Here is a 14,210-nt window from a genome sequence, read left to right as displayed (position 1 = left end):
GAAATTAGATGAAAAAGAAATTATTCAAATCTATTATTATAACGTTAATATTAACTTTATTGGTTACTAGTTTTAATATACAAGCTTTATCTCCAACCGTTTATGCAAAGAATGATAAGGCAAAATCGATTGAGGTGAAAAAGCCTTTAAAGTCGGCAAAAGAGGATAAAAAGAATCTTGAAAAACGTTTTGATGTGACTCAAGAGTTTATTCAAAGTGAGTTAAATAAAGGATATACACTAAAGGACATTGAAGAAGCGTTAAAATATCAAGAGAAAAACGATAAAACATATCTTCAGAGCATGAAAAAGCTGAAACCTAAGTTTATTAACCCATCTAAAAATGCTCAAAGTATCATTCGTAATGAGCTTCCTATTCAAGAAGATGAGAAAGATAAAAAGAACAAAGAAGATAAAAAAGATAAGGATGATAAAAAGAAAAATGAGGTTTCTATTCTAGCAGAAGACGTTCCTGTTGAACCTGATGAAGAAACCTTAAATAATGTCAATTTACAAACGAATGAAGCTCCTTATTCTATTAATTTAAAACATGAAACGGTATCTACCTTATCTGGTAGTTTATCCATCCAAGAAACAGACTTCATTTTACCTGGCAGAAATGGATTATCTTTCGCTCTATCTAGAACATATAACAGTGGTTCATCCCAGTTTTATAAACTATCTACCTCAACAGGTCAGGGTACGTATGAAGATGAAATATTTCCGATTGGTAAGGGATGGAGTTGGGATTTATCCTACATTGAAGAGATTAATAACAAAAAATATCTAAAACTAGCAGGTGGAGGAAGTTATGAAATTACTGGGAGTAGTTCTTCAGGGTATCAGTTAAAAGGGTATCCATTTGGTGATCTTACAATTGAATCAGATAGTTCTGTCACTGTAGATGGAGTTACATCTCGTTATGTACTGAAATCCATCTCTGGTATAAAACAATATTTTGATAGTAGTGGTAAACTGATTCAAATTCAAGATGCGTATTTAAACATCATTGATTTTACGTATAACGATTCTGTACTGAGCACAATTACCGATGCGATTGGCAATACGATTACTATAACCAATACATCATCACAAGTGGTGATCCAATATGGAGAAAAAACAGTAACATATAAAAAAATAAATGAGGGTAGTGTAACACTCTTAAGCCAAGTCATCGATCCATTAGGTAGAGTAACGACTTATGATTACGATTTAAAGTCTGCAGAATATAGCTTAACAAGTACAACACCTTCAAAAAGCAATCCGTATGCTCTACTCACGGGAGTGACACATCCAACAGGATCTAAAAGCATTTATAAGTATGGTAGTCTTGTAAAGAGATATCTTTCTAATAGTTCCGTAAATGAAGCTTATCGAGTGAGTTCAAGAGAGGAAGCCATATTTTATGAGAATGGAACACAAGAAAGTAAAAATATTCAAAACTTCTCTTATGATGGGGACCTTAGCAGTTCGTATGATCAAGATATCATATTCTCAACCACGTTGAGTACTGGTCTAAAATCAACGACTTTTCATTATAAGAAAGATTACATTGATTCCAACACACCTGCGGATTATTACAACACAGAAGTGATCACAGAAGCAGGAGATTTAAAAGAAACAACGACGTATACCTACGATGAAGAGCGCCAGTTATCATGGCTTCCAGTTGAAACAAGTAGTCAAATGACAAATTTAGTAGATAGCACAACATCAGAAATGGTAAACACATCAACTGAATATGATGATTACGGAAATGTAATTAGCTCTACCAATTCATCTGGTATAACAACGACCTATAATTATGAAGATGAATCGAAGTTACTAAAAAACATCTATCAACCTATCAATAATGAAATAGTCCTTTTTACTGTATTTGAACATAATGAACAGGGTAGCATCACGCAAATGCAAGTCTATGAAAATGATAATATGGGAGAATTGCTGCAACAAAAAAATTATGAAAACTATGATTCATATGGTAATGTGACTCAAACACGGATTAAAAATGGGGAAAAAGATATCCTTTCACAAACGCTATACAGTGAAGAATTTCAATTTGCATATCCAACTTTGAAATCAATGGACGTCACAGATATCGATGGGATAGTATCTACGATTTCTACTGAAGCATCATATGACTTAACATCTGGACAAACAATGCAATATGTGGATGGAAATGGAAACATGAGCTCATATGAATATGATGCACTGGGTAGAGTGATAAAAGCGATCCATCCAGATGGAAGCCATGTTCAAATAGACTTTGATGATATAGACAATGCCATTGTGAAAACAGATGAAGAAGGAATCCAAACCGTTACAAAATTTAACCCATTAGGTTGGATGACAGAAATAGGCATCATTGAACACGGTGTATATAAATCTAAAGAAAAATATGGTTATGATGAATTAGGGAATCAAATTTGGATAGAAGATGGTCTAGGAAATCGAACTGAATTTATTTATGATGCTTGGGATCGAAATATTGAAACAATTCACTCAGATGGATATCGTTCAACTGTTCAATATGATGATATTCAACATACAGTGACAAATACCGATCCAGAAAATAATGTATTTCACACCACATTTGATGTGTTGGGTAGAAAAATAAAAGAAGAAGAGCTTACGAGTGGAGTTAAAGTATTAGCAAGCTATCAATATGATAATGTAGGAAATGTCATTGAATCTTATGATAGTAACGAAAATAACACACAATATGAATATGACTCATTAAATCGTTTAACTAAGGTCATAAATGCTAAGTTAGAACAAACACAATATGAATACGATATGGCGGGGAATCTAACTACAATCATCTATGCAGATTCCAATCAATTACAGAAACAATATGATGAACTCGGACGATTGGTTAGACGAGTGGATCCCAAGAATAATGAAGATAGATACTTCTACGATGCTAATGGAAATATGATAGAGAGAGTAGATCGTATTGGTGAGATATTCACATTTGAATATAGTAATCGAAACTTTTTAACCCAGAAAACTAGTGTAGACGAAATCATTGGATTTACATATGATTTTTCTGGAAAACGTCTATCCATGACTGATGGAACAGGAACAACTTCTTATGATTATGATATTTATAATGGACGTTTAAATAAAATGACTTATCCAGACGGACGAAAAATCCAATATTACTATGATGAATTAGGTAATCGAATTCAAATGACAGATCCGTTTGGTCTAAATCTATATTATGATTACGATGAGAATAATCGATTAAAAACAGTCGGGAAAACAATGGAAAATGCAGAAGCAAGCTATTCGTATTACACAAATGGGTTATTGCAAAAGATAGAACAACGTAATGGAATAGAAAGTATTCATACGTATAATGGATTAAATTTAGAAACCTTAACTCATCAAAAACAAGATGGTACCACTATTAATCAATATGAATATGGATATGATAATAACAGTAATATTACATCTAAAATAGGAAATGGATCATTAAATGAATATGACTATGATGAACTGAATCGAATTATTGCTTCAGATGAGTTTGATGAAACCTATGAATATGATGAGCGTGGAAATAGAGAAGAACGCTTTAGCACGTCGAATGATGATGATATGAATGTTGAATATTCATATGATGCTCAAAATAGATTGATTCAAGCAGTAGTAGATGGAAAAACCGTTCAATTTAGATATAACGGGGATAACTTATTGTATGAACGCGTTGAAGATGGGGAAACCACACGATTTTATTATGATGGTTCTATTATGATTGCGGAAGCGACTGTTATTGAAAGTGAAGTGGAATTAAAAGCAAGATTTATTCATGGTAATGGATTAATTTCTACAGAGGATGCATATCAAAATCAATATTATTATCTTCAAAATGGACATGGGGATGTGGTAGAATTAAGAGACATTACTGGAAATACGAGATTAAATCGATATGAGTATGATATCTGGGGTAATCCAGTTTTGTCTCTTGAAATGGTTTATAATCCTTTTCAATATTCTGGAGAATTTTGGGACGATACAATAAACCTACAATATTTACGTGCACGTTGGTATGATCCAAGTGATGGAAGGTTTATTACAGAGGATAAATATGAAGGAGAAATTAATAACCCTCTCAGTTTGAATTTGTATACATATGTATACAATAATCCATTAAAATATATTGATCCTACTGGACATAACCCTATTGACTGGTTAGTTGATTTATTTACAAAAGATGCAAAGGAGAAGGCAAGAGAAAAGTTAAGAGGTATTATATCTGAGCAATATTTTAAGTTTAATGCATATCGAATAGAAACTGAAATTGCACTTGATGCAATTGAAGAAAATAAAGATCATATAAATAACATCGGATCAAAATACGATGTACCACCAGAAATTATTGCTTCCATTATACTAAAAGAGCAAGCAACAAAATCTGCACCTGATATAGCAGTTATACTAGACACTATATATAATGGAAATGCACACTCAGTTGGTTTAGGTGCTATTTTTCCTAGTACTGCAAGGAATGCGTGGTATTATACAGATTTTACAGAAGCATATAAACATCAGGTACCTGAACTGACAGATGCGGAGTTAACTCTAAAGCTATATGCTGATGATGAATTTAATATTGAATCAATTGCTGTAACGTTAGTTTATTATGCTGAAACAGAATATAATTTAAATCCTGCTGAAATGGAACTTAATGATTGGAGACGTGTTGTTGGAAGATATAATGCTGTAGATCCTTATGAACAGGTTATATACTCTCATAGAGTATTTCAATACCTTGATCCCATCAGAATATTATTAGAATAGGTGGTTAAAAGTGAAAAAAATCTTATATTTTTTATTAGCATTAATATGCATAATTTTTCTCGGTTCTTGCCAAAAATCTATTCAAACATTAGATATAGATCTCTCTGATAATATGAAAACTGCTAAGCAGTTAATAGAGGAAATAGAACCATATGTAGAAGAATACTGGGGAACTCAAGACTATCATATTGGACAAATTTCTATGCTTTTAGATAATAATCATAGAGGTGAGGTTAGAATAACTTATGCTGATGATTCATCAAGTGTAGCACCCAACTTAGTTGAAGTTTTAATTGATACTGAAGAACAAAAGATTATTCAACTTCAAAAACTTCCAAGTGATAGTAAATTATATCCTGGTGAAATATCTTTTGATAAATGGATTATAGATTCTTACGAAGCAGTTGAAATGACAAAGGAATTATTTGAAAATGAATCTATGAAAATAAACTATGATGTGGCCTTTATAGGTACTATAAGTAATTATAAAGGTAGTAGTATAAGTAGAGAAATATGGTCTGTAAATTTAACTAGCTTAGAAGAGGACAAAACGTACCGATCTAAAATAGACCCTAAAACAGGTGGAATAATTGATTTTGAAGTTGAAGGTTAGTAAAAAAAATACTACCTTAGTCTTTTAATATCAAACTTACTAAAAGTCTAATAGAAAACCACATGGTTTCATATCCATGTGGTTTTCTTCATGTTTCAAATTATTCCACAAAATATAGAATTGGTAATATGTAGGTTTTAAAGGTAGTTAAGTGAGACATCATACTTAACTGACAGAATGCTACTTATCAAAAATGGTAAAGAAGAGATTATATTATGTATTAATTTAGCTCACGGAAGGATTCCTTCAATAACATTAGCTTGTCTTTTTGTTTAACTTAATATTTATTTTCATCAACATATTGCGCTGCATCATTCTCTTTCTTCATTATGCCTTTTAAATAAATCTCAGTCGTCTCAGACTTTTTATGATCAAGTGTATTTTGAATATATATAAGTGGAGCTCCACTAGCATGAGCTTCTTGAGCAAAGTAATGACGAAACCAGTGGGGAGTAACATCCTTTACTTTATATTTCAAAAACTCAAATTTTGTCTGTTTAATCACATTTTTCACATACCTGGATAAATCAGAAGCAATATAAGCATTTCCACGATTTGTTGTAAAGATAGGAGTCTGGTCAGTTGGATCTAACTCTGAAGATAATCTTTTTCTTATTCTTAATTTTTGAAGTCTTTTAAAGACTGCTTTTTTAATTAACGTATGTCTTTCTTTATCACCTTTTGCAATAACTTTTAAATAGTAGTTGTTTTGTAGAGGATCATAATATAAATCGCACCAGGAACTCTTTGTTATTTCATCGATTCTAAGCCCTGTTGTAGCAAGTAGAGTGAGAATGGCATGATTAAACGGATGATATTCATAATAATCAATCAATGCTTTGACTTGTTCATAAGTCAGATCACGCACCGGACGGTCTTTTGTTCGAATCTCATTATTTAAAAAGGCTGTATGTAATGGATGTTCAATATACTCTACTTCAAACAACCACTTTAAGAAACTCTTAATGATGACTACTTTTCTGGCCATCGTAGCCATTCCATAACCTATTTTTCCATTCTTCAGCTTTGCATTATTTTTCAACCACTCCTGGTATCTGCGAATATGACGTTTCTCTAAATTGCGTAGTAAAGATCCCTCCGTATAGTTCAAAACATCTTCTTTGAAAAAATCTCTACTATTATATAGTAGGAAAAAGAATTGATTGAGATCCCGTATATATTCCTTTTTCGTATTCTCTTTTTTGTTGTACTCATCTTTAATATGTGAAGGTTTATGTATAAAAGCATAAATCATCATCTCATCCGTAAATCCCTCGAAAGCATTTCTTTGATATTTCTCATTATCGTCCATTCGTATCTGTAGATCAGTTACAAAAGAAGAATTAAATAGAATTTCTTTCAATTGGTTCATTTTTTGTATTGGTGTTAGTTGTTGATTATTTTTGTTGTTTGAAAAAAGGTTAGAGATATTTTGATTTTGAGTACTCATTCAATATCACCTATCTAATTAAGAAATAGTTTACATCCATATATTAACTATACCATAATCGAGGTATATTATTATATAAGTAATTATAGATACTAAATAGTATAATGCATAAAAATAGTCCATTTTTAGGCATATTAAATATTTAAATTATAATTTTATTAATGGATGATTAATATTAAACATCTTTATTAAACTATTTAATAATAACATATTGTATTATAGTTTTTTAATTTAAATATATAAAAACAAATTATATGATTATTAATCATTGCACTAAAAGGAAACATATAATAGAATGTATACATACAGAAATTGGATAATTGAAATAAAAACTTACTTGTGGTTTTAGAGATGATAATGGAGATCAGTTTCAAAAAAAATTTGTGATTTGATAAGGATGAATTTGTATGGAGAATGAAAGTCAACAAGACATGACAACAAAAGAAGTGGCTAAATATCTAGGTTTGCAAATGCAAACTATCCACGGATATGTTCGAAAAAAGAGACTTGTTCCATGGAATTACAATACTTGGAAGATTGATGGAACCTATTTATTTAACAGGACTGAAGTGGAAAAATTCAAAAAAGAGATTGAAAAACCAGGCCTAACAACAACAGATATACTTGAATATCTTAAGCAAAAAAACATCTTTGTATCTGAAGCGACTCTAAACACAAAAATTAGATCTAATGAAATATCAGCTGAAATGCTTAAATATAGAAATAAAGACATTTACTTTTTCAAAGAGAATGACTTAGAGTCAATTGTTAATGTGTTTAAGAACCATAAAAAAGGAATACGATTTATAAATAAGAAACGAGGATATTATTTATTCCAGCCATTTATAAATAAAACTACTGGGGAAAAGGCTCGAATATTGAAAATGGATGGTCCGGATGGTTTTGCATTGACTACTTTTGAAAAATCTATAGCAATCACTGAATTAAAAAATCAAGGTTTCGAACCCCAAATTAAGTTAGAAAAGGTTAAAAACAATAAAAAAGGATTTATATTACTCAAATTTCCAAAACCAGATCGGATTCAATCTAAGATATATGATGTTATTGATATTATAATTAAAGAATCAGGAACCAATAATATCAAATTAGACTCAACTGAACATGAAATTAACATTGAAGTGAAGCCAGTTCTTTTACCACTAATTCAAAGAGAAAATGTAGAAGAAATAGAATTAATAAATTGTAATATCTTTGATGGAGAAGTTGTTAATAGACCAAATGGAATAGTATTAAACAGTAAACTAACCTCATTTCTTGCTTATGGACCAGTTAAGTTAAAAGAAGTTGTGAAGAAATTTGCAAAAAAAGAAAATTTAACTATAGAAGAGTTTGTAATTAAAAGCTTAGAAGAAGCAGTAGTAAGAAGAGAGAAATTAACAAAAAGTCAATGAGTAAGTAAAATAGGAGTTTTATAGTTTTCTGGCAACACTCCAATTTAATTGTGTGAATCAACTTCGGATTCATCAAGCTGTAGTTTTAAGTTATTTATTAATTAATGAAACGATTATATATAAGCATTTTATATTTAATATTCAACGGTATTCTCTCATGTCTATTTTCATACCATTATTTTTGGAATGGAAAATAAACTGTGGACCAATATAAGTAAAATAAAGGGGTGGGTTACTTTGAATTATAATAAGTTTATTGGTGAAAATATTAGGTCTTTGAGAGAGTCTAAAGGGTTGAGTCTGCAACAACTATCCCATGAATTAAATGTTTCTTTTACAGGTTTATCTAGAATAGAGAGTGGGGATCAGAAAATCGACATGGATTTTTTGGTCAAAATAAAAGATTATTTTGGTATAACAGTAAATCTAAATCAATTAATAAATAGAGAGGGTATAGAAGAACCTGAAAGCAATCAGCTAGTAGATACACAAATAGGTGAAAATTTAAAATATATCCTTAATAATTATTTAGATGCTAAACTTCAAAGCTTTAAGGGTCATTTAATTGGAAATTACATACGTAATATAACCACTAATACGTTAATTAATGAAGCTGGATTACATAAAAAGTATTTTGTAGTTGGGTCTGTAGGGCAAGGTCAGTGGGCTGAAGTTCCTTGGATTTCAGTATTCTTAAAGTCAATCACTACAACAGCAACTAAAGGTTACTATATTGTGTATTTGTTTAAATCTGATATGAGTGGGTTCTATGTAAGCTTAAATCAAGGTTATACATATTTTAAAGAAAAGTATGGTTCCAGACTAGGTCGAGAGAAAATTCGTAAAACTGCTTCTTTAATCCGAAGTCAATTAAATACAACGCCTAGTCATCTAATGGAAACTAAAATTGATTTGAAGAGTAAAGGAGACTTAGGGAGAGGATATGAAAACGGACATATTTATGGACGATACTATGATTTAGAATCTTTTTCTAGTTCTGAAGAAATTATTAGTGATTTAACATCACTATTAATGGCATACAATGAAATTGAAAATTTAATAGGAAATCGTTCAATTAGTCAGTTTAATGATTATTTGCTTCTACAAGATGATGGACAATATTTGGATGATAGTAAGCAGGAAATGGAGTATCAAGAGAGAGTAAATGAGCTTTCTAAGGAAAAAAAAGTGTTTGAAGAAGAGAAAGGTCCGAGAAAACGACCTAATCCAACGATTGATAAAAGGAAAAAAGAACGATGGCCACGAAAAGCAAATATAGCAGCAGAAGCATTACATCTAGCAAATTACAAATGTACTTATGATGAAAATCATACTACATTTATCTCGAAAAAAACGAATAGGCCATTCATGGAGTTACATCATCTGGTTCAAATGAATTTACAAACTAATTTTGAATATGACTTGGATCGTATTGTTAACTTGCTAAGTTTGTGTCCTACATGCCATAGAGCTATACACCATAGCATAGATGAAGTAAAGGAACAAATGCTTAGAAAATTATATTATGAAAGGCGAGATAGACTAAAGTCAGTCGGGATTGAGATAGCCTTTAGTGATTTAATAAAAGCTTATTAATCTAAATTTGAAACTCCACATGATTAAAGTCATGGGATTGAGTTGAGTGCGAAAAAAAGATAGTAGGATACACTTAAACTGGACAGAAAATTAAGTTAAGCAGACTACTATAATACAGAGCTAATTATAGAGAGGAGAAAAAATGGCCAGAAGAAAAAGTAAAGCAAAACAACAAGAGGAATTAATACAATCATTGTTTGGATTTGTAGCAGTAAGTTCATTTTTTGGAACCTTCTACTTCACTAAATCAATGATAGCTTCAATAATTATAGCACTAATTGCAGTAGTCATTATTATATTCATATTAGTAGTTAAGCATAAACAAAAGGTTGATAGTTTAAAAAGATCTGGAATTAGTGATATAGACAAAATGGATGGCCATCAATTTGAACATTATTTATCTCACCTATTTAAATCGCAAGGATATTCTGTGCAGGTAACAAGTGCTTCAGGAGATTACGGAGCTGATCTTGTTTTAAAAAAAGATAATAGGAAAATTGTAGTACAAGCTAAGAGATACTCAAAAAACATTGGTATTGAAGCAATTCAACAAGTTCATAGTTCAATGAATTATTACCAAGCAACTGAAGCCTGGGTAATTTCAAATCGATTCTATACAAAAGCAGCAATGAATCTAGCTAAAGCTAATCAAGTACGTCTATTCACACGACAAGAGTTAATCGATATGATTTTGAAGATGAATCCAGATGCAATTCCAAAGCCTGCCGAAATATTGGAACAGGTGCAACGTGGAGATAAGAGATGTAATAAATGTGGTCATAATATGGTTATTAGAAAGGGTCCTAAAGGAGAATTTTATGGTTGCAGCACCTTTCCTAAGTGTAGAAATATAGTATCCATTTATAACAAAAGGGAGCTAATACAAAATGGGTAAAAAAATATCTTCACTATTAGAATATAAAAAAAAGAATGATTTAAAACAAGCTGGTATATCATTGGAAAATAAAATCATAGTATTTGAAATGAATTCAGATGCGAAGAAATACATTCAAGAACACGAAAGAAATGAAGATTTTGAGATTTATGTGTCAGAAGAATTAAATATTTCTAAGGGAGTAATCACACATCCAAGTGGACTACATTACCCTAGTTATCTGTTATTGGATGAACATCAAGATCTTATTTCAGCGTACTATATTTCAACATTAAACCAACTCGTTCGACAAGATTTCTTTTCGTTGTTTGAAAACAAGAAAGCTATAGAAATATATCCGTATGATTTTACTATAATAGAGGAGTAAAAAAACATCATGAGAATTTTATATATTTTATTACTTATATTTCTTGTTGGTTGTTCTAATACATACACTTTAGAAAATCAACAGAATGAAAACACAAATGATATTGAAATTCAGCAGCAGTTAATTAATGCAACAATAACTAACGTAGTTGACGGTGATACCATAAAAGTAAAGCTTGAAGGTAAAGAAGAAACGATTCGATTACTACTTGTAGACACTCCAGAAACTGTTCATCCAAACAAACCTATCCAACCTTTTGGACCTGAAGCTTCACAATTTGCAAAAGACACGTTCCCAAAAGGTAAAAAGGTTCAAGTTGAAATTGATGTTTCTAAACGTGATAAATACGATAGATTACTAGCATATCTATGGGTAGATGGGAGAATGTTTAATGAAATGCTCTTAGAAAAAGGACTCGCTAGAGTGGCTTACATTTATCCACCTAACGTAAAATATGTGGATCAGTTTCAAGAGACTCAAGAGGAAGCGAGGCAAGAAGGCATAGGGATATGGTCTATAGAGGATTATGTAAAGGTAGCTTGGCTAGATGGTGATGTAACCTTTAATGAAGTTACAGAAAACGAAAGCATAGATCCAGTAACAACGGAAAACAATTCACCTATTCAAATTACAGAACTAAATTTAGAGGAAGAGTATATAACAATTATGAATAATGATATCACAGACATGGATATGACTGGATGGAGTGTGTTAAGTGTTCAAGGAGATCAACGTTTTGATTTCCCTGACTCGTATACCATTAAAGCCGGAGAAGCTATCACTATTTGGTCAGGAGACTTTTCTAGAGGTATATGGTCCGTTGATCTATATTGGACAGAGCAAAATATTTGGAATAACAACGGGGATCCAGCTCAATTGATTAATGCAGATAATGTCATAGTTGATATAGAAGGAAAAATAAATTAAATATATATACATATGGGGGGTTAAAAATTTTCACCCCATCTTGATTAAGTACAATTAGAAAAAGAGAGGGTAGGTAATTAGTAATCAGATCATAGATGAAAAACCATCCCGATGGTGCAGTTCATCGATAGGATGGTTTGGTTTAAAAAATCATGGAAATGTAGTATATAGTTATTTTAACTTATGGCGTACTAATATATCAATGATGAATTTTATCAGAATTAACCTAGGTATTTTTTAAAGGGCGAGTCATAGTCCCTAGTAGATATAATCTTTATATTCTTTGTGTCACCATCAGGACATTCAATATAACGCCCCTTTACAAGTCCGTTCAAAACTGAGCGGACTATTTTCTCTTCTTTACCTGTTTTAATTTCAAGTTCTGGTATTGTTGGCATTCTAAGTTTTGAATGCGTGAAGTTATACAGAATACGTAATACCTTTAGTTCAAGGTCGGTAAGCACGGAATCACCTTCTCACTACTTAATTTCTGACCAAATTTTATTAGCAATAATAGTGAAATGAACTTCACTAGAATTCCATGAAAAAGCCTTGTTAAATATATGTTGTAACTCTTTTGCGAGATTTGTAGGAGTATTCACGCTATCTAAAATTTCCATAATTGATAAGATTTCGCGTTCATATTCGTCATCAGGAGCACCTGGAAAAAGATTAGCAGGATCCCAATCGTTTATAACTTTAGTTAACTTAGTTTTTGTATTCATACATTCACCTCACACTTAAAATGTCACTAAACTTGACCCACTCGTAATCATCCTCATCCTCTAATCTTACTTGTTTTAATCGGGTATCAAATTTAGTGATGAATCCAGTTTTATATGCATTTTCACCAAAGTCACGAAACAATTCAACTATGATTTCAGACTCATTCAACATTGATTCAGATAATTTCTGAGATATGATATTGACCTCTTCCTCTGCAAGTTCTGGTTTAGTCTTTCTATTTCGTTCTTTTTGATAATGATTCATAAGTTCTTTATGTTCAGGTAGGATTATACGACTTGCTTCCCACATCATATTTGATCCAGGTGTTAATTTATTTTCATGTTGTTTCATTTCATTCACCCCTAACGGAACGTTTGTTCCTATTATATAAGAAGCACAGGTTAATATACAAGATCAATCTTATTATTCCAAGAAATAATTCAAATAAAAACATATTAACCCATTATTTGTATTTCTATGAGTCTAATGATCTAAGGAAAATTTCCTTTCCAGATTACAAATAGTACTAAATGACTTCTAGACAACCCCAGTATATTCCAATAGTATTTTAAGTATAGAATAAATAAGTTAACTCCCTCGGCAAGTTTGTAGGTCGAGGGTTTTGACGTCCGTAAATGCACTACAATTTAAATGGTAGAAAAGGGGTAAATCAGGTGAAAAATATTTTTAACAACAGTCTACTAATCATTTTTATTTTCATTTTTTTAAGTAGTTCGATTATTCCAACTTATGCTAGTGAGGAATTTTTACCACTTCAAAGTGAAGTGCCACAAGTTTCTGAGGGAACTCCAGTGATTGAAGAAGCACAACTTGAGGAGACTCCAGTAACTGAAGAAACACCAGCAGACCCTTCAGTTATAGAAGAGGAGCCTACAACTGTAGAAGAATCTGCAACTGAAGAAACATCAGTAGATGGAGAACTGATCCAAGATGAACCTGTAATTGAAGAAGAACCAGTTACTGAAGAAGAACCAGACGGTACAAGTAAAGAGAAGGCAATTCTAATAGATATAAATGAAGGTTTCGATGGAACGATAACGGATGCTGGCTATACTTGGTATATTACAGAATTGGATACAAATCAAACCTATAGTTTACATAAAGTAGGTGGAAACTACTTATCTTTTTATCCAGATAATAGTACAGAGTATGAATATAGATCTGACTATTCTAGTAACACGTCATTTGATTTTACGCCAATTAACATAGGGACTTATTATTTAAAAATTGAAGGATCAAGTGGAGCAAGTTGGAGTTTAAAGTCTGCCGAGGCAGGGATAACAAAACAGACAGCGATCCCGATTGATTTAAGTAATGGTTTTGAAGGAACAATAACGGAAACACGCTATACATGGTATAAGACAGAGTTGGATGCGAATCAAACTTACAACTGGTATAAGA

General features: G+C 31.4%; 12 protein-coding genes. 8 read left to right on the top strand and 4 right to left on the bottom strand.

Translation table 11 applies throughout. The features are described from left to right. Positions 1–8: 8 nt before the first annotated feature. A complete protein-coding gene (locus tag EPK97_RS21150) occupies positions 9–4,802 on the top strand; it encodes an RHS repeat-associated core domain-containing protein (protein WP_162038599.1) in 4,794 nt (1,597 codons plus the stop codon). A 10-nt stretch (positions 4,803–4,812) separates the two neighbouring features. Beyond that, positions 4,813–5,415 carry a hypothetical protein gene (locus EPK97_RS21145; protein WP_162038598.1) on the top strand — a complete coding sequence of 201 codons (603 nt, stop codon included), beginning with the start codon at positions 4,813–4,815 and terminating at the stop codon, positions 5,413–5,415. 277 nt (positions 5,416–5,692) lie between these two features. On the opposite strand, the gene EPK97_RS21140 is transcribed toward EPK97_RS21145, so the two are convergent. Beyond that, positions 5,693–6,865, bottom strand: coding sequence for a tyrosine-type recombinase/integrase (locus EPK97_RS21140; RefSeq protein ID WP_162038597.1), 1,173 nt, complete (start codon positions 6,863–6,865; stop codon positions 5,693–5,695). A gap of 407 nt (positions 6,866–7,272) precedes the next feature. On the opposite strand from EPK97_RS21140, the gene EPK97_RS21135 reads away from it, so the two are divergent. The 5 genes from EPK97_RS21135 to EPK97_RS21115 all read left to right on the top strand — a co-directional run bounded on the left by EPK97_RS21135 (position 7,273) and on the right by EPK97_RS21115 (position 12,062). Next, the gene (locus EPK97_RS21135) at positions 7,273–8,277 is read left to right on the top strand and encodes a helix-turn-helix domain-containing protein (protein ID WP_162038596.1); all 1,005 of its coding nucleotides are present in this window, start codon (positions 7,273–7,275) and stop codon (positions 8,275–8,277) included. 237 nt (positions 8,278–8,514) lie between these two features. Then, a complete protein-coding gene (locus EPK97_RS21130) occupies positions 8,515–9,873 on the top strand; it encodes an MrcB family domain-containing protein (protein WP_240903910.1) in 1,359 nt (452 codons plus the stop codon). 142 nt (positions 9,874–10,015) lie between these two features. After that, complete coding sequence (locus EPK97_RS21125; protein ID WP_162038594.1) at positions 10,016–10,768, top strand: restriction endonuclease; 753 nt, start codon at positions 10,016–10,018, stop codon at positions 10,766–10,768. Next, the gene (locus EPK97_RS21120) at positions 10,761–11,135 is read left to right on the top strand and encodes a hypothetical protein (RefSeq protein WP_162038593.1); all 375 of its coding nucleotides are present in this window, start codon (positions 10,761–10,763) and stop codon (positions 11,133–11,135) included. Before EPK97_RS21125 ends, EPK97_RS21120 begins: the two co-directional genes overlap by 8 nt. Before the next feature lie 9 nt (positions 11,136–11,144). Further along, positions 11,145–12,062, top strand: coding sequence for a thermonuclease family protein (locus EPK97_RS21115; RefSeq protein WP_162038592.1), 918 nt, complete (start codon positions 11,145–11,147; stop codon positions 12,060–12,062). Positions 12,063–12,283: 221 nt separating this feature from the next. On the opposite strand, the gene EPK97_RS21110 is transcribed toward EPK97_RS21115, so the two are convergent. The 3 genes from EPK97_RS21110 to EPK97_RS21100 are packed head-to-tail and all read right to left on the bottom strand — an operon-like array spanning position 12,284 to position 13,139. Then, positions 12,284–12,526 (bottom strand): hypothetical protein, encoded by a 243-nt coding sequence (locus EPK97_RS21110; protein WP_162038591.1) that lies wholly within the window; start codon positions 12,524–12,526, stop codon positions 12,284–12,286. A 15-nt stretch (positions 12,527–12,541) separates the two neighbouring features. Further along, on the bottom strand, positions 12,542–12,787 hold the full coding sequence (locus EPK97_RS21105) for a DUF1871 family protein (protein ID WP_162038590.1): 246 nt from the start codon (positions 12,785–12,787) through the stop codon (positions 12,542–12,544). Positions 12,788–12,791: 4 nt separating this feature from the next. Then, positions 12,792–13,139, bottom strand: coding sequence for a YolD-like family protein (locus EPK97_RS21100; RefSeq protein WP_162038589.1), 348 nt, complete (start codon positions 13,137–13,139; stop codon positions 12,792–12,794). 323 nt (positions 13,140–13,462) lie between these two features. Between EPK97_RS21100 and EPK97_RS21095 the strand changes: the two genes are divergently transcribed. After that, a partial coding sequence (locus tag EPK97_RS21095) for a hypothetical protein (protein WP_162038588.1) occupies positions 13,463–14,210 on the top strand: 748 nt, incomplete at its 3' end.

The organism is Chengkuizengella sediminis (assembly GCF_010078385.1).
Taxonomy (GTDB): Bacteria; Bacillota; Bacilli; order Paenibacillales; family KCTC-33759; genus Chengkuizengella; species Chengkuizengella sediminis.
The sequence above is the reverse complement of the archived record's forward strand: the minus strand, read 5'-3'. Positions and strand labels throughout refer to the sequence as shown.

Bases quoted from the DNA above. Each gene is read 5' to 3' on its own strand.
- EPK97_RS21100 (WP_162038589.1), bottom strand. From the start codon at position 13,139: ATGAAACAACATGAAAATAAATTAACACCTGGATCAAATATGATGTGG.
- EPK97_RS21120 (WP_162038593.1), top strand. From the start codon at position 10,761: ATGGGTAAAAAAATATCTTCACTATTAGAATATAAAAAAAAGAATGAT.
- EPK97_RS21135 (WP_162038596.1), top strand. From the start codon at position 7,273: ATGGAGAATGAAAGTCAACAAGACATGACAACAAAAGAAGTGGCTAAA.
- EPK97_RS21115 (WP_162038592.1), top strand. From the start codon at position 11,145: ATGAGAATTTTATATATTTTATTACTTATATTTCTTGTTGGTTGTTCT.
- EPK97_RS21125 (WP_162038594.1), top strand. From the start codon at position 10,016: ATGGCCAGAAGAAAAAGTAAAGCAAAACAACAAGAGGAATTAATACAA.
- EPK97_RS21105 (WP_162038590.1), bottom strand. From the start codon at position 12,787: ATGAATACAAAAACTAAGTTAACTAAAGTTATAAACGATTGGGATCCT.
- EPK97_RS21150 (WP_162038599.1), top strand. From the start codon at position 9: ATGAAAAAGAAATTATTCAAATCTATTATTATAACGTTAATATTAACT.
- EPK97_RS21140 (WP_162038597.1), bottom strand. From the start codon at position 6,865: ATGAGTACTCAAAATCAAAATATCTCTAACCTTTTTTCAAACAACAAA.